Here is a 16,942-nt window from a genome sequence, read left to right on the forward strand (position 1 = left end):
GCGGACAGCTCGCTTGACACAATGGGCCCAATGTCCGACCACGACCACGACCAAGCTTCCGCCGAGGCCGGCGCCGCCACGCCCGGGTACGCGGCCTTCACCCACCTCACGGTGCCGCAGGCCCCGCTGTACCGCGCCGTGATGGGTGTGTTCGTCCGTGCCAAGGCCCAGTTCGCCGTGCATCTGCGCCCCGAGGACGTGCACGGCGCGCTGCCCGCGGCGCTCCGCCCCGCCGACCTCGTGGTGGTGACGCGCGGTCTTGACGCGCTGGTCGACTGGGGCAACCTGCGTGCCGACCCCGACACGGCGCGCGTCACCGCCGTCGAGGACTTCTACCGCCGTCGCTTCATCTACCAGTTGACGCGCACCGGCGAAGCCGCCGAGGCCGCACTGGCCGTCTACGACGAGACCCTGGGGCGGCGCGGCGCGCTCCAGGCGGTGGCGCTCGCCGACATCGTCACCCACCTGCGGGTGCTGCTCGGCCAGGCCGCCGAGAACGATCCTGACCCGGCCGTCACCCACATGGCGCTGCTCGCGCTCACCGACCGGTTCACCGGCCTCGCGGAGAACGCCCGCGCCTTCATGGGCTCGTTGCAGCGCACCATCGACCTGCACGACGCCGAGGTCGAGGCGTTCCTCGCCTACAAGGACCGGCTGATCGACTACCTGGAGCGGTTCATCCAGGACCTGATCACCACCGGCGCCGACATCGCGGGCATCCTCGGCGAGTTGGAGGCGGGGCCCGGCGGCGTCGACCGGCTGCTGCGGATCGCCGCCGAGCGCGAGGCCGCCGACGCGGCCCCCGAGGAGAGCGAGACGGCCACCGGCCAGGCGCACGCCAGGTGGCGCGCCCGCTGGGCGGGGCTCGCCGCGTGGTTCCGCAGCACACCTGGTCGCCCGGCACAGGCCAAACTGCTGCGCGCCCGTGCCCTCGGCGCCATTCCTCAACTCCTCGCCGTCGTCTCCTCGTTGAACGAGCGCCGGGCCGGCCGCTCGGACCGCTCCGCCGACTTCCGCACCCTGGCCAGGTGGTTCGCCGAAGCCCCCGACGACGACGCCCGCCACCGGCTGTGGCGCACCGCCTTCGGCCTCTACCCGGCGCGCCACCTCCCCGTGGACGCCGACACCCTGGCCGAGCGCGATGCCCAGCCGGTGCCGGCCGCCACCCCCTGGTCCGAGGCCCCGCCGCTGCGCATCAGCCCACAGCTGCGCAGATCCGGCTCCTACGAACGACGCGGCCGCGCCCGCCGGGTCGAGGACCGTGGCGAGGCCCGGCGCCACCTGGCCGCCGTGGCGCGCAAGCAGGCCGAGGAGATCACCGCCGCCCGTGCCCACCTCGCCACCCCGGGCCCGGTGCGCCTCTCCGACCTCGGCGAGCTCGACCCCACGGCGTTCGGCCTCTTCCTCCAGCTGCTCGGCGACGCCTTGGCGACCTGGCGACCCGGGTGCCAGTCCACCGTCGCCACCAGCAACGACGGCACGATGGAGATCAGGATGAGCGTGCTGCCCGACGCGGGCACGGCCGAGATCGTGACCCCCGGCGGCACGTTCCGCGGCCCCGACCACCTGGTGGATATCATCGACCTGGTGGGGGAGGGGGCGGGACGTGAGCGGCCGTCTTGACGAGTTCAACGCGGCCCGGCGGGAGGCCGAGCTACGGCAGGCCGCCCGGGCCCTGCTGCGCCGTCCGCTGCTGCGTGCCCACGGGGCGACGGCCGAGGAGTTCCGGCTCGTCCGCCAGCACGAGTCCGAGCTGCGCGCCTGGTTCGACCGGAACGTCGGCTGGCCCCTCCAGGTCGACGCGGAGACCGCCAGGCTGCGCAAGCTGCCGGGAACCACCGCCGACTCCACCCACCCGGCGCACGAGGCGAGCCGGGGCGGGCTGCCCTTCACCCGCCGCCGCTACGTCCTGCTCTGCCTGGCGCTGGCCGCGCTCGAGCGCGGCGAGGCGCAGGTCACCCTCGGCAGGCTCGCGGGGCAGGTGGTGCTGGAGGCGGCCGACCCGGCGCTGGCCGCCGCCGGCGTCGTCTTCACCCTGGAGGAGCGCGCCGAGCGAGCCGACCTGGTGGCCGTGGTGCGGCTGCTGATCGACCTCGGGGTGCTGGCCAGGGTCAGCGGCGACGAGAACGCCTACCTCCAGAAGGCGGGGGACGCCCTCTACGACGTCGAACGCCGGGTGCTGGCAGGCATGTTGGCCACCCGGCGCGGCCCCTCCACCGTCGCCGCCGCCGACTTCGAGAACCGTCTCGCCGAACTGGCCGCCGAGACCGCGCTGGACAGCGACGAGCTGCGCAACCGCCACCTCCGCCACACCCTCACCCGCCGCCTGCTCGACGGCCCCGTGCTGCACTACGACGAGCTCACCGAAGCCGAGGTCGCCTACCTCACCGGCCAACGCGGCGCCATCACCCGCCGCATCGGCGAACTCACCGGCCTGGTCCCCGAGGTGCGGGCCGAGGGCATCGCGATGGTCGACCCCGACGACGAGCTCACCGACGTGCGCATGCCAGAACAGGGCACCCACGGCCACGTCACCCTGCTGCTCGCCGAGCACCTGGCCGCCCGGCACTCCGCCGAACTGCCGGAACTCCACGGCCACATCAGGGCCCTGGCCGCCGAATACGGCGCCTACTGGTCCAAGTCGGCCAAGGAACCAGGGGCCGAGGCCGAGCTCGTCGAGCAGGCCCTGACCAAGCTGCACGCCCTCGGCCTGGTCCGCCGGGCACCCACCACCGTCACCGCCCGCCCCGCCCTGGCCCGCTACGCGGTCGGCGAGACCGTCGTCACGGACCCCACCAGCGGGCGCGAGACCGTCAAGAAGGACAAGAAGGAGAGGAAGTCCCGGGCATGAGCGCCACCGCGCCCTCCCCCACCCGATCCCGCTGGCAGCCGCTGCGCCTCGGGCTGGTCGACCTCTTCTACTACGACACCGAGGAGTTCCACTTCCGTGACGGCCGGCTGCTGCTGCGCGGCAACAACGGCACGGGCAAGTCCAAGGTCCTCGCCCTGACTCTGCCGTTCCTCCTCGACGGCGACCTCAGGGCCCACCGCGTCGAGCCCGACGGCGACCCCAAGAAGCGCATGGAGTGGAACCTGCTGCTGGGCGGCGAGCACCCACACGCCGAGCGCCTCGGCTACGCCTGGATCGAGTTCGGTCGCCGCACCGAGACCGGCGAGCCCGAGTTCCGCACCCTCGGCTGCGGCCTCAAGGCGGTCAAGGGCCGTGGCATCGCCCGGCACTGGTTCTTCGTCACCAGCCAGCGCCTCGGCGACCCCGACGGCGGCCTCTCCCTGGTCGACGCCACCCGCACCGCGCTCTCCCGCGACCGGCTCGCCGACGCCATCGAGGGCCACGGCATGGTGTACGACCAGGCCAGGGCCTATCGGCGGGCCGTCGACGAGGCGCTGTTCGGGCTCGGCGAGCAGCGCTACGCGGCCCTCGTCGACCTGCTGATCCAGCTGCGCCAGCCGCAGCTCTCCAAGCGCCCGAGCGAGACCGCCCTCTCGAAGGCGCTCACCGAGTCCCTGCCGCCCATGGAGGCCGCCCTCGTCGCGGACGTCGCCGAGGCGTTCCGTTCACTCGACGAGGAGAAGGCCAACCTGGCGGCGATGTCCGAGGCCAGGGACGCCGCCACCGCCTTCCTCGGGCACTATCGGCGCTACGCCACCGTCGCCGCGCGCCGCAGGGCCAGGACACCGCGCCTCGCCCACTCCCGCTACGAACACCTCCAGCGCGACCTCCACCAGGCACAGGGCGAGCGGACCCGCGCCACCGAGGCCATCACCGCCGCCGAGGAGGCCATCGCCGTGGCGGAGGAGCGCCACACCCGGCTGCGCGCCGAGGACGCCGCGCTGCGCGCCGGCCCCGAGATGCGCAGCGCGCACGAGCTTGACCGGGCCGCGCGGGAAGCCGACCGCACCACCACCGAAGCCCGCCGCGCCGCCGAGGATCGGGACCGGGCCGCCGAGCGGGCCGGCCGCGCCCAGGCCCGCCTCGCCGACGCCGAGACCCGGCAGCGTGCGGGGAACGACCGCGTCGCCGCCGCGCTCACCCAGGCCGGCGAGGCCGCCAAGGCCGCCGGCATCGGCGAGCCGCACGCCGACCGCGTCGCCGTACCCCTCGCCGCGCCCGACGCCGTGGGTGCCGAGGAGCCGGTCAGCGCCGCCGAGGACCTGACCGACCGCCGCGCCCGGGCCATCGCGCACGCGGAAAGCCTGGCGGCCGGCGCGGAACGCGCCGACGCCGCCCGGCTGGCCGCCGTCGGCCGCGCCGAGGAGGCGGCGGCCGAGCTCAGCGTGTCCGCCGAGCGCCGGGACGCGGCCCAGACCGGCGCGGAGCACGCCGGTCGCGCCCAGGTCACCGCCGTCCGCGACCACCTCGCCGACTGCGTCGAACTGCGCCTCGACGACACCACGGGGCTGCTCGACCAACTCCAGGACTGGAGCGGCCACCTCGAAGGCCCCTATCCCGCGCGCACCGCTGCCGCCGCCACCCACCGCGCCCGCTCCACCGAACTCGCCGAAGCCACTGCCGCGTTGTCCACCCGCGGAACCGCCAGCACCGAGCGCCGCGACACGCTCACCGCCGAGCTGACCGCCCTCGAATCCGGCGGCCAGCGCGGGCCCACACCCCCGCCCACCCGCGCCGCCGACGCCCGCCACGACCGGGCCGGCGCACCCCTGTGGCGCCTGGTCGACTTCCACGACCACGTGGCCGCCGCCGACCGGGCGGGCGTCGAGGCCGCCCTCCAGGCCGCCGGGCTGCTGGACGCCTGGGTGCTCCCCGACGGCACCCCCCTGGCGGCCGGCACCCACGACACCCTGCTCACTCCCGACGCCCCGGCCCCTGGGCCGTCCCTCGCTCAGCTCCTCCGCCCGGCCGTCGACCCCGATGACCCGCGCGCCGCCGCCGTCACACCCGACACCATCACCCGCCTCCTCACCGCCATCGGCTACGGCGAACAGCCCACCCACACCTGGGTCGACGCGCACGGCGCCTTCCGCGTCGGAGCGCTGCGCGGCGCCTGGGCCAAGGACGCCGCCGAGTACCTCGGCGAGGGCGCCCGCGAGGCCGCCCGCCGCGCCCGCATCGCCACCCTTCGCGCCGAACTCGCCGACATCACCGCGGAACTGACGCGCCTCGCGGAGACCACCGCCGCCCTCGCCGACCGCCGCCACACGCTGGACGCCGAGCTCGCCGCCCTCCCCGACGACGCCGGGCTGCGCACCGCGCACGCGCGGGTCGGCGCCGCCGCCGACGCCGTGCACCGCGCCCGCCTCCAGTACGAGGCGCACGCCCGCCGCGCCGCCGACGCCACCCGCGAAGCCGCCGAGACGGCCGAGGTGTTCGTCACCACCGCCCGCGACCTCCAGCTGCCAGCCGAACGCACCGCGCTGCGCGCCGCCACCGAGGCCCTGGCCGCCTACCGCCTCGCCCTGGCCGCCCTCTGGCCCGCCGTCCGCGAGCGCACCGCCGCCGCCCAGGCCGTCACCGTCGAACGAACCGACGCAGACCAGGCCACCGCCCACGCCACCGAACTCGCCGCCCGCGCCGAGACCGCCAACCACGCGGCGCTCGCCGCCCGGCAGCACCACCGGACCCTCGCCGCCACCGTCGGCGCGGCCGTCGCCGAGCTGCAGCGCCGCCTCGCCGAGGTGGCCGCCGCCCTGCGCGCCTGCGACGCCGACCAGAAGCGCGCCCGCCACACCCACACCGAGGCCATCCGCACCCACGGCCAGGCCACCGGCCGGATCCAACAGCTCACCGCCGACGTCGACGCGGCCGTCGACACCCGCACCGAGGCCATCGCCGCCCTCCAACGCTTCGCCGCCACCGGCCTGTTGGCCGTCGCCCTGCCCGATCTCCCCGTCCCGCCAGGCGACGATCCCTGGGCCGCCACCCCCGCCGTCCAACTCGCCCGCGCCATCGAGACCGAACTCGCCGCCACCGACGAGTCCGACGCCGTCTGGGAACGCGTCCAACGCAAGGTCAACGACGAGTTCAAGACCCTGCAGGACGCCCTCTCCCGGCATGGCCACGCGGCCTCCCAGCGCATGCTGGAAGACGGGCTCGTCGTCGACATCCTCTTCCAGGGCAGGGAGCGCGCCGTCCCCGAGCTCGCCACCGCCCTCACCACAGAGGTCGACGAGCTCCAGCGCATGCTGTCGGCCCGCGAGCGCGAGATCCTCGAAACCCACCTCATCACCGAGGTCGCCGGCACCCTCCAGGAACTCATCGGTACCGCGGAACGCCAGGTCCGCCGCATGAACGACGAGCTCGCCGACCGCCCCACCAGCACCGGGATGCTCCTCCGCCTCGTCTGGCGCCCCTCCCGTGCCGCGCCCCCCGGCTTCACCACGGCCCGCGAACGGCTCCGCCAGTCCGCCGACGCCTGGTCGCCCGGCGACCGGGCCGCCATCGGCGACTTCCTCCAGGCCGAGATCGCCCGAGCCCAGGCCGGCGATCCCGCCGGCACCTGGCTCGAACACCTCACCGCCGCCCTCGACTACCGCGCCTGGCACGAGTTCGGCATCGAGCGCCACCAACACGGCCAGTGGCGTTCCGCCACCGGCCCCGCGTCCGGCGGCGAGCGCGTCCTCTCCGTCTCCGTTCCGCTGTTCGCCGCCGCCTCCTCCCACTACGCCACCGCCGGCAACCCCCACGCCCCTCGACTGGTCACCCTGGACGAGGCGTTCGCCGGTGTCGACGACGACTCCCGCGCCAAGTGCCTCGGCCTCCTCAGCGCCTTCGACCTCGACGTCGTCATGACCAGCGAACGCGAATGGGCCTGCTACCCGCAGGTGCCGGGCATCGCCATCGCCCAGCTCTCCCGCGTCGACGAGGTGCCGGCCGTCCTCGTCACCCGCTGGGAATGGGACGGCCACGAGCGCCGCCGCGGCCCGGAACCCAGCCCCGAGCCCCCCGCCCAGGAAGAACTGTGGCTCTCGACCTCCCCCGCCTGACCCGCCTCCTCGGCGCCCCCGAACTGTCCTGGCTGCTCGTCGCCGCCCGCCGTCGGATGGCCAACGACACTCCGCTCTCCGGCACCGTCTCCCTCACCGACCCCACCGAGGCCCAACGCGCCGCCGCCGAACGGCTCCTGGGCCGCGCCCCGCGCAGCGGTAAGACCCTCACCCTCTCCCTCGACGCGGTGGACGCCGTCCTCCGCCGCGCCGAGATCAGCCCCGGCGGCCTCGCCGAGGCCGTGGTGACCCTCACCGGCCCCGTCCCCTCCCACGCCGAGACCGCCCGACGCGAGGCCGACCACTGGCAGGCCGCCTTCGCCCCCCTCACCACCCTCGTCGGGCGGCGGCCCGAACTCTCCAGCTGGCTCGACGGGTTGCACGCCACCGGCCTGGCCCGCCGCCTGGCCACCACCCCCGAGGAAGCCACCCCGCTCCTCGCCACCCTCACCGCCGTCCTCTCCCAACTCCCCACCCCCGCGACGGAACGCGCCACCTTCGCCGCCCGCGTCTGCGGCGCCGCCCACGCCCTGGACGACGGCCGCCCCCTCGCCACCCTCACCTTCGGCGCCATCCAGGCCCTCACCGGCACACCGCCGGGCGACGGCGCCGAATGGCGCCGCCAGGTCTGGGCCTCGGCCGGCCTGCTCCGGGACGAACTCTCCTCCACCGTCCTCACCCTGGGCCTCCCCGGCGACCCCACCACCCCGACCGGCCGTGCCCTGGCCGCCCTCCACGAGGCCGGCCAGCCGGCCGTCCTCACCCTCCGCCAGCTGACCCTCACCCCACCCTCCCCGCTGACCGGCGTGATCCACGTCTGCGAGAACCCCACCGTCCTCTCCGCCGCCGCCGACCGCCTCGGCCCCGCCTGCCCACCCCTGGTCTGCCTCCAGGGCCAACCCGGCACCGCCGCCCTCACCCTGCTGCGCGCCCTCGCCGCCGGCGGCGCCCGGCTCCACTACCACGGCGACTTCGACTGGGGCGGCCTCCGCATCGCCAACATCCTGCTCCGGCACGTCCCCTGGCACCCCTGGCGGTACACCGCCACCGCCTACCGGTCGGCGACGACCACCCCGCACCCCACGCCCCGCCGCCTCACCGGCACCGTGACCACGGCCACCTGGGACCCCGACCTCGCCCCCGCGATGTCGGCGGCCGGGGTGGTCGTCGAAGAGGAACTGGTCCTCGCCGACCTCCTCGCCGACCTGGCCGGCGGCCCGGCCCCTCAGCCCCCGTCGATCCGCTGACGCCGCGCCAGCACGTGCGCCGCCTCCCGCGTCGCCGGATAGAGCTCCCGATAGAGCCGGTACAACTCCCCATACCCCTCGTGCACTTCCGAATCCGGCTCCACCACCTGTTCCACCGGGTTCCACCCCGCGATATCCCGTTCCACGGCCCGCCCGGTGCCGACCGCCGCCAGGAACGCGTCGCCGTACGCCGCGCCGATCGTGTGCCGCGGCACCTGCTGCGGTCGCCCCGTCACGTCCGAGACGATCCGCGTCCACAGCTCCCGCGCCCCGCCGCCCACCGCCACCAGCCGGGCCGGCGCGCCGCCCGCCTCGGCCATCGCCTCCAGGTTGTGCCGCACCCCGAACGCCGTACCCTCCAGCGCCGCCCGGTACAGATGTCCGCGCCCGTGCCGCAGCGTCAACCCCAGCACCAGGCCCCGCGCGTCAGGATCGAACAGCGGCGTCCGCTCGCCCGCGAAGTACGGCAGCATCAACAGACCCTCCGCGCCCGGCGGTACGGCCGCCGCCTCCGCCACCAGCGTCCCGTACTCCGCCCCGGTCAGCTCCCGCAGCCACCCGGTGACCGCGCCCGACGTGGCCATCCCGGCCGCCAGCGAGTACGTGCCGGGGAACGCGCCACGCGTCGACCACAGCCGGGCGTCGGGCGCCGGCTCGCCCACCACGTTCACCAGGAACATCGTCGTCCCGTACATCACCATCACGTCCCCAGGCGCCGTCACCCCGACCGCCGCTGCCTCCGCCCAGGCGTCCACCGTCCCCGCCACCACCGGCGTCCCGGCCGGCAACCCGGTCAGCTCCGCCGCCTCCCCGGTCACCTCACCCACCACCTCGGCCGGCCACACCAGACGCGGCCACTCCACGTCGGGCGCGACCTCGTCGCACCACTCCTCGATCCACCCACCCCGCCGCAGGTCGTACAGCGGCACGCACTGGCTCGCCGAGTGATGGTCGAGCACATAGGCCCCGGTGAGCCGGTGCACCAGGTACGAACTCGCCATGAACCACCGCCGCGTCGCCGCGAACACCGCCGGCTCCTCGGCCCGCAACCACGCCAACTTCGGCCCCACCGCCTGGCTGGTCAACGGCGACCCGCACCGCTCCAACACCACCGCGTCCCCGAACCGCGCCCGCTGCTCCGCGATCTGCGCCCCCGCCCTGGTGTCCACCCCGTACAGGATCGCCGGCCGCAACGGCTCCCCGTCACCCCCGACCGGCAGCACGCAGGGCCCGATCCCGCTGACCCCGACCGCCGCCACCCGCTCCCCGGCCGGCACCCGCGCCAGCAACTCCCGCACCAGCGCGACGAAGTCGCGCCACCACACCCCGACCGCGTCGTGCTCCACCCACCCGGGACGCGGCGTCGCCACCCCGTGCGCACACTCGGCCCGCGCCACCAACCCCCCGTCCGGCCGGACCAGCACCCCCTTGGACCCGGACGTCCCGATGTCGATCCCGAGCAGCAGCGTCATGGCACCGATACCTACCGCTTCGTGACCCGGAACGCGAGTCGGGCGGACGGGACGCATCCGATACATTACCCAGGGTCATGAAATCGGCGCGTGGAGGGGGATGCGATGTCGAGCTGGGACAGGGAATGGGCCATGCTCCAGGCCCAGGCACGCGCGGACATCGCCCGCCAGCGCACCCCGGACGCGGCGCCGGCCGACCCGGACGTGAGCGTCCCCGTCGACCAACTCCTCACGTCCGCCACCGCCTCCGAGAGCCTGCACGACGACCTGCGCCCCGCGCTCGACCGCGCCGTCACCGACCTCACGGCCGCCGCGGAGTCCCTCCGGCAGTGGACGTTCGGGGAACAACTGACCCGGAGCGCGAGCGGCTGGGGAGAGGCCCTGACCGACACGGCCAACCGGCTACCCGAACACGCCACCGGCCTACGCGCCATCACCGCCGCCATGGTCGGCCTCGACCAGCACCTCCGCGCCTCCTTCCGCGGCTGGAGCACCGTCTGATGCCGGCGACGTACCACGAACTGCTGAACCAGGACCTCCAGCCCCTCGGCACCGCGGTCACCAGCTGGCGTCGGCTGGCCGAGGCGTGCGAGGAGGCGCACGACGGCTCGCACGCCCGCGTCTCCCGCCCGCTGATCGACGCGAGGTGGGCCGGCCAGTCGGCCGACACCGGGCTACGCGCCATGGCCATCACCCAGTCGATCCTCACCACCGCGAGCCGAAACGCCCTGCTGCTCGCCGCCGTCCTGGACGAGGCGAGAACCCGGATGCACGCGGCACAACAGCGGCTGTGCACCGCGGTCGCCGAGGCGGAGGACGCCGGCCACCGCGTCGGCGACGACGGCACCGTCATCCCCCGCCCGCCCCACCCCAGCCCCTCCGACCTCGCGGACCAGGACCGGCTGCTGCGCGAATCCATCCAGGTGGTCGGCTACCAGGCCCGCATCGACGAGGCCGTTGAGCAGGCCAGGGACGCCAGCGGCCAGGCGGCCCGCGCGCTGCGCGAACTCGACCCGTTCACCCTCGACAAGGAGTACGGCGCCCAGAGCACCGACGAAGCGGCGGCGCGGCTCTCCGAGGCCCACGGCATCGGCATCTCGTCCGACGCCATCCCCACGGACCGACCCCCGGCCGAGGCGGCCCGCTGGTGGTCCGGCCTGACCGACCTGGAACGCGACATCCTGCTGGCCACCTACCCGACGGAGCTCGGCGCCCTCGACGGCCTCCCCGCCGAGACCCGCGACCACGCCAACCGCACCGCGCTGGACGCCCAGCTCAACGACTTCCGGGCGCGGGAACACGACCTCGGCTACCACGAGCGCTACATCTACGACGGCCTGACCCGCCTCCAGGAGACGCTGGACGCGCGCACGGGCGCGCCTGAGGAGCAACGGCTCTACCTGCTCGGCTTCGGCACCGAGGACGACGGCCGAGCGATCGTTGCCCAAGGCAACCCGGACACGGCCGCGCACACGGCCGTGTTGGTGCCGGGGACGACGACGGATATAGGGAGTATGCAGGGGCAGATCAATCGGATTGGCGTGATGCAGGACGAGGCGTTGAACCAACAACGTGGTGATGTCTCCGTGATTTCCTGGCTCGGCTACGACGCCCCGGAAATTTCGGACAGTGTGATGACTCGGGAACGCGCCAGCGAAGCAGCCCCGGACCTCCGCGACTTTACCGCCGGCCTCAGAGCCGCTCACGACGGGCCAGACAACCATCTCACCGTGGTGGGCCACAGCTATGGCTCCACCACGGTCGGCGCTGCGGACGCCGGAGGTAACGGCCTGGGAGTCGATGACATCATCGTCTTGGGCAGCCCTGGTATGACGGTATCGAACGTCGATGAGCTGCACATTGCTCCGGACAGACTCTGGGTCGGCGCAGCCTCCGATGACCCGGTGGCTCACAACCTTTCCGGCCTCACTCTCGGTCGTTCGCCACAGCATTTCTGGTTTGGCGACGTACAGGAGATGCCCGTCGATACCTCAGGGCACAGCGCCTACTGGACTCCCGACAGCGCTTCGCTGGAGAACATGGGGCGCATCATCACCGGGGAAGCACCCGGGAACGGAGCGGCGGCACAGTGAAGATCTCTCTGCGGAGCCGCAGCGCGAGGTGGTGCACGACAACCCTTGCCGTCGTGTCGATGTTGGTACTGGGAGGATGTATGTCGGCCAGTGGCGCCAGCGATGACGCGATCAACGACCCGCTACCCCGCATGACGCGCGATGAGGCGGATGAATGGACGACGCACTGGGCTGAGTCGATGGCGAGAAGTGCCGGGGCCGAGCTCGCCCTCGAGACAGTCCGTTCCAGCTTCCTGGATTGCGTGGGTCAGAACGACGAGGTAGCGGATGACGGACGATTCACTCACAGCTATTCTGTTCTGGCCAACATCGAGCCGGAGCGAAACGTCGAAGCCATCCGTTCCATCCGGGACGCGTTGGAGAGCAACGGGCTCGAGATTCAGGGGTATCGCTCGGACCCTTCGCTGAATCCCGCCAATCTGGTGGATGCTCGCCACCCAGAGGATCAGCAGTCCGTCACGGCCGAGGACCACGAGGAGGGACAGTTGCTGTTCATCATCCGAACTCCCTGCCTCCTGCCCCCCGGCGTCGAGCAGCAGCAGTTCGGCTGACCACTCGTCGTTGGGCTCAGCTCACACACGGTGGCTCGCCACGGCACTTCCGGCATCAAGCTGTCTCCTCTTCACCGGCGTCTCGCGAGTCACGCGGCACCACAGGTAGGGAAGGCGCGGTGATGGAGAGACCGGAGAAGTCCCGCCCCTGCAACACCGGCCCGTGCACGGTTCCCCCACTGATCTCGTTCCGCACCTCGCCGTCGCCCGTGCGGACCAGCCGCGCCTCTTGCCCCCAACTCGCCAGGTGCCCACGGAAGTCGGCATCAAGCGCGGCACGCACCGCGAGCGCCGTGCTGAGCGTCTGAGCGCGTTCCGGATCGGAGGGAGCCAGTGCCAGTCGCCTGAGTTCCGCTTCTCCGGAACTCACCGAGGGCGGGCCGTCACCATCGTCCACCGCACCTCGCCGGAAGGGACGCCGCACCAGAGCGAGCAATCCCTCCCACGTCTGCCTGCCGGCCTCACCCCCGGCACCTGCTGCCAACGCGGCGAGTAAGGCCGTCGAGATCGGTTCCATCTCCAACTCCCTGATTCCGGCGTCCAAGCGGATGTCTTTCCGAGACCCTTCCCCCTTCGACCCGGCCGCAAGGTTTTCGCAACGCTTGTGTCCCATACCACGGGCAGCCCCCCATCAGCGGCCGATTCGGCGTCGCAGCCGAGGCGTGCGTTCGGCCGCCACGCCCGGGTCACGGTGATCCGGAGATCCCTTGGGGGGAGATCATGACCTACACCATAGGCCCGCCCGGGCCTGCCGGCGTCGACGACGAGCAGTGGCTGACGATTCGTGACTGCAAGCGGGTACTCGTCGTCGCCTCCACGCTCACCTATTGCCAGCGGTTGCTCGACGTCTTCCGCCTCCTGGAGTCGGACTGGCGGATCCAGGTGGTCTTCACCGTCGCTCCGCATCCTTTTGGCGAGGGAGTCCTGCGTTTCCTGCAGAGCATGGGGTGCCCGGTGCTGCCATGGGAGGAGGCCATCAGGTCCGAGTTCGATCTCGCGCTGGCCTCCGGCTGGGAGGACATCGACAAGGTGCCCAAGCCGCTCGTGCTGCTCTCGCACGGTGCGGGGCACATCAAGCTGGCCCGAGTCTGGACGGGTGCGGCAGGGGAGGAGCGGCCGCCCGGCATGTTCAGCCGGGACAACATCACCCACGATGGCAGGGTGGTGCCGTCCGTCATCGGCCTCGCGCATCACAGCGAGCGGGAGACGCTGGCACGCAGTTGCCCCGAGGCGTTGCCCGTGACGACGGTGGTGGGGGATCCGGCCTACGACCGGCTCCTGGCCTCACTGCCGCACCGCGAGGCCTACCGCAACGCCCTCGGGGTGGAGAGCGGGCAACGACTGCTGGTGGTCACCAGCACCTGGGGGCGGGCGGCCTCCTTCGGACGGCTCGACAGCCTGTTGCACCGGATGGTCGGTGAGCTGCCGAGGCCACGCTTCCGGACGGCCGTCCTCTCGCACCCCAACGTCTGGGCCGGCCACGGATGGTGGCAGATCAGGGCGTGGCTCGCCGGACATCGCCGCCGAGGGGTGGCACTCGTGCCGCCGGAGACCGACTGGCGAGCCCTGCTGGCCGCGGCGGACTACATCATCGGGGATCACGGCTCCGTGACCTCCTACGCCACACTCACCTCGGCGCCCATCGTGCTGGCCCGCTATCCCCACAACCGGGTTCACCGGGCGTCGCCGGCCGCCGCGCTCGCCACGGTCGCCCCGGCGCTGACCTCGGGGCTCCCGCTGGAGGACCAACTCCGCTACGCGAAGTCGGAGTATCGCCGTGAGGAGTTCAAGGCCGTCGCCGCCCGGATCACGTCCAAGCCGGGGGAGTTCAACGCGAACATGCGCCGTCTCATGTACCGGCAGCTGGGCATCGGGGAGCCCGCGTTCCGGCCCTTGGACGCCCCGGCGCCACTCCCTCCGTCCCTCGACGACTGGACCGACGACGCGACGGGGATGGGGGTATGAGGTCCCATCCTGACGTGACCCGTCGCGCGTGCGGCGGGGTTCGCGTCATCGTGGACGAGCACATCCGCGCCGAGTTCAACGAACTGACGGCTCCTGCGGCTCTCGAGTGCGCCGACGTGCTGTACATCCCGGGCGCACGATCGGTCGTGGACGCGCTGTCGATGGTGGACCTCGTGCTGAACCGGTATCCGGGCTGCCTCGTCGTGGTGGCCCGCGAGGGCGACGAGGGTTGCGTGGCGGGTATGCGGGACGGTTGCCGGATCAGAATGGTCCGGGCCGGTGATCGCGCGTCGTCCTTCGGAACTCGCGAGTGCGCGGCCGTCGCCTCGCTCCTGCACGGGCACCTCGTGCTCGGAGCACCTTGGCGGACGTTGCGGTCCATCGAACTGCGGGAGGTGAGCCGCCCGCCGCTGCGTCTGTGGGTAGTGACGCTGAACTGAGGAACTCGTGGGCATCGTGGTACCGACGTCAGCACTACGATGCCCACTGCCATCCGGCCAGACGGAAGCGCTATTCGGCCCCGAGCTGCCCCAGGACGTGCTGTAGCCGCCGGTGATCGACGGGGCTGACGACCGAGAAGGTGGCCATCGCCCGGTCGTAGTGCTCGTGTGCCGTCGGCAAGTCGCCCTCCAGATATGCCAGCTCGCCCAGCATCTCCCGTGTCTTGGCGACCCACAGGTGGCTGCTGGCCTCTTCGAACCGGCCCATCGCCTCACGTAGTTCGCGCCGCCCGGCGTCGTGGGCGCCGGCACGCGCCAGAGCCAGCCCGAGCAGGGCCCCGGCCCGTGTCCCGTCATACACGTCCCCCTCCGCGAGGAGTCCGGCGCGCGCGGCTGTGAGCTGCTCGACAGCCCGCTCATGGTGCTCCTGGTCCAGCGCGAGTTGCCCAAGCCGGAGCAGGGTAAGGGCGGCGCCCCGCCGATAGCCGATCTCGTTCCGCAGCGCGAGGGCGCGAAGGAAGCACTCCTCAGCGTCGGCGAGGCGGCCGGCACCGCGGTACGAACTCCCGAGGCCGCTCCAGGCCTGCGCCTCATCCCGGGGATTGGCTTCGTCGCGCGCGAGTTCGAGAGCCTGCTCGAACCAGCCGATGGCCTCCTCGTACCTTCCGGCGCTGCGAAGGCCGATGCCGCCCGAGGTGAGCATGCGCGACTCTGCCGCCCGGCTCCCGGCATGTCGCGCGGCGGTGAGTCCGATGGCGTGGCACGCGATCCAGTCGTCGTAGAGCCTGAGCCGCTGGAACATCGGCCACATGGCGTCCACGAGTTGCCACGTCGTGGCATCCCAACCGGCGTCGGCCGCAGTGCGTACGGCGACCACCAGCGTCTCGCGGTGAGCCGTCAACCAGTCCAACGCACCGCCCTCGTTGCTGAACTGCTCGGGCTCTTCGGGCGGGAACGCATAGCCGCGGTCCAGGTTTCGGTGGCTGGGCGTGAGCAGTTCCTCGGCTGACGTGGCGACGGTCAGGCACCAGTCGACCAACCGCCGCAGAACCTCGGATCGTGCCGCCTGGGGGTCCTCTACGCGGCCGCGCTGCGCCGCGTGTGCGCGCACCAGGTCATGAAAGCGGAACCGGTCCGGACCGATCTCCTCCAGGAGGTTCGCCTCCACCAGGTCACCGAGCAGGCCATCTGCCACCACTCCGTCCGTCGATCCCACGGCGGCGGCGAGCGCGGAGTCGACGACGTCGACCGGCAACGGCCCGAGGCGTCGGTACAGGGCCGCGACCTCGGGGGCGAGCGTGGCGTACGACTCGTCAAGTGCGTTCTGCATCGTCCTCGTGTCCTCCACGCGTAGAGTCTTCAAGGGGTCGAGGCCCTCCTTCAGGGCCGTCACCGTGGCGTTCACGCGCTGCCCGGGGCGCGCGGCGAGGCGTGCCGCAACCAGGCACAGGGCCAGGGGAAGCCCAGCGCACAGCATCACAAGATCGTTCACTGCCGACTGCTCACGGTCCGCTCGTTCCCGGCCGATGCCGCGAGACAGCAGTTCCACCGACGACCGCTGGTCCAGCTGGCCGAGTTGGTGGAACGCCGCGCCGTCGGTCACGAGACCGGTGAGCCTTCGACGACTGGTGACCACCACCAGGGCACCGGGAGCGCTTGGCAGCATCGCCCTCACCTGGGCCGCGGACAGCGCATTGTCGAACATCACGCAGAACCCGAGGTCCCTCGTCAACGAGCGCCACATCGCGGCGCGTTCTGTCAGATCCACCGGAAACTCCCTCAATCCGAAGGACCGTAGAAGAAGCCCGAGCACGTCCCGGACGTCGGGCTTGTCGCGAGGGCCGAATCCTCGTAGATCAACGTAGAGGTGTCCCGCTGGAAACTCCGCCGTTCGGCCCTGTAGCCATCGTGACACCAGTGTGGTCTTGCCGACGCCGGCGAGCCCCGTCACCACGATGAGCTGAGGCACCGAGGCTTCCCGCCCCTCCCGCAGGGCGTCCAGAGCTCGCAAGTCCCTCTCTCGGCCGACGAAATGCGCGGGCACGGGGAGGAGTTGACGGGGAACCGTGTGCTGCGCCTCGGCTTCTGATCGCTGATGGAAGTGAATGCCTCCGGAAATATCGCGAGCCTGCACAATCGGGCCCGTGAGCTGTGGGTTTCCGTCGATGATGTTCCTGTGCGCACGTGGATCCGACTCCATGACACATCCCC

Annotated in this window: 12 protein-coding genes; 9 read left to right on the top strand and 3 right to left on the bottom strand. The window is 72.7% G+C overall.

Going from position 1 to position 16,942, the window contains the following annotated elements; genetic code table 11:
* Positions 1-30: 30 nt before the first annotated feature.
* The 4 genes from ACYVPE_RS16075 to ACYVPE_RS16090 are packed head-to-tail and all read left to right on the top strand — an operon-like array spanning position 31 to position 8,210.
* The gene (locus tag ACYVPE_RS16075) at positions 31-1,623 is read left to right on the top strand and encodes a TIGR02677 family protein (protein ID WP_461034270.1); all 1,593 of its coding nucleotides are present in this window, start codon (positions 31-33) and stop codon (positions 1,621-1,623) included.
* Positions 1,607-2,851, top strand: a complete 1,245-nt coding sequence (locus tag ACYVPE_RS16080; protein WP_461034271.1) for a TIGR02678 family protein — start codon at positions 1,607-1,609, stop codon at positions 2,849-2,851. The genes ACYVPE_RS16075 and ACYVPE_RS16080 overlap by 17 nt, the downstream gene beginning before the upstream one ends.
* Positions 2,848-6,963 carry a TIGR02680 family protein gene (locus ACYVPE_RS16085; RefSeq protein WP_461034272.1) on the top strand — a complete coding sequence of 1,372 codons (4,116 nt, stop codon included), beginning with the start codon at positions 2,848-2,850 and terminating at the stop codon, positions 6,961-6,963. The genes ACYVPE_RS16080 and ACYVPE_RS16085 overlap by 4 nt, the downstream gene beginning before the upstream one ends.
* Positions 6,939-8,210: a TIGR02679 family protein gene (locus ACYVPE_RS16090; RefSeq protein ID WP_461034273.1), complete on the top strand. Its 1,272-nt coding sequence runs from the start codon at positions 6,939-6,941 to the stop codon at positions 8,208-8,210. Before ACYVPE_RS16085 ends, ACYVPE_RS16090 begins: the two co-directional genes overlap by 25 nt.
* Here the strand turns inward: ACYVPE_RS16090 and ACYVPE_RS16095 are convergent.
* On the bottom strand, positions 8,189-9,682 hold the full coding sequence (locus tag ACYVPE_RS16095; protein ID WP_461034274.1) for an FGGY-family carbohydrate kinase: 1,494 nt from the start codon (positions 9,680-9,682) through the stop codon (positions 8,189-8,191). The two genes, ACYVPE_RS16090 and ACYVPE_RS16095, sit on opposite strands and share 22 nt — an antisense overlap.
* 105 nt (positions 9,683-9,787) lie before the next feature.
* Here ACYVPE_RS16095 and ACYVPE_RS16100 point away from each other — a divergent pair, with 105 nt between their 5' ends.
* From ACYVPE_RS16100 to ACYVPE_RS16110, 3 genes are all read left to right on the top strand, one after another.
* Positions 9,788-10,183 (top strand): hypothetical protein, encoded by a 396-nt coding sequence (locus ACYVPE_RS16100; RefSeq protein ID WP_461034275.1) that lies wholly within the window; start codon positions 9,788-9,790, stop codon positions 10,181-10,183.
* A 182-nt stretch (positions 10,184-10,365) separates the two neighbouring features.
* Positions 10,366-11,775, top strand: a complete 1,410-nt coding sequence (locus tag ACYVPE_RS16105; RefSeq protein ID WP_461034276.1) for an alpha/beta hydrolase — start codon at positions 10,366-10,368, stop codon at positions 11,773-11,775.
* Positions 11,776-11,828: 53 nt separating this feature from the next.
* Complete coding sequence (locus ACYVPE_RS16110; RefSeq protein ID WP_461034277.1) at positions 11,829-12,326, top strand: hypothetical protein; 498 nt, start codon at positions 11,829-11,831, stop codon at positions 12,324-12,326.
* Positions 12,327-12,381: 55 nt separating this feature from the next.
* On the opposite strand, the gene ACYVPE_RS16115 is transcribed toward ACYVPE_RS16110, so the two are convergent.
* The gene (locus ACYVPE_RS16115) at positions 12,382-12,843 is read right to left on the bottom strand and encodes a hypothetical protein (RefSeq protein ID WP_461034278.1); all 462 of its coding nucleotides are present in this window, start codon (positions 12,841-12,843) and stop codon (positions 12,382-12,384) included.
* A 203-nt stretch (positions 12,844-13,046) separates the two neighbouring features.
* On the opposite strand from ACYVPE_RS16115, the gene ACYVPE_RS16120 reads away from it, so the two are divergent.
* Both ACYVPE_RS16120 and ACYVPE_RS16125 read left to right on the top strand, forming a co-directional pair.
* Positions 13,047-14,291, top strand: coding sequence for a hypothetical protein (locus ACYVPE_RS16120; RefSeq protein WP_461034279.1), 1,245 nt, complete (start codon positions 13,047-13,049; stop codon positions 14,289-14,291).
* A 50-nt stretch (positions 14,292-14,341) separates the two neighbouring features.
* Positions 14,342-14,731: a hypothetical protein gene (locus ACYVPE_RS16125; RefSeq protein ID WP_461034280.1), complete on the top strand. Its 390-nt coding sequence runs from the start codon at positions 14,342-14,344 to the stop codon at positions 14,729-14,731.
* A 70-nt stretch (positions 14,732-14,801) separates the two neighbouring features.
* Here the strand turns inward: ACYVPE_RS16125 and ACYVPE_RS16130 are convergent, their stop codons facing one another.
* A complete protein-coding gene (locus tag ACYVPE_RS16130; protein WP_461034281.1) occupies positions 14,802-16,931 on the bottom strand; it encodes a tetratricopeptide repeat protein in 2,130 nt (709 codons plus the stop codon).
* Positions 16,932-16,942: the final 11 nt, after the last annotated feature.

The sequence above is a fragment of the Streptomyces mayteni genome (assembly GCF_054783955.1).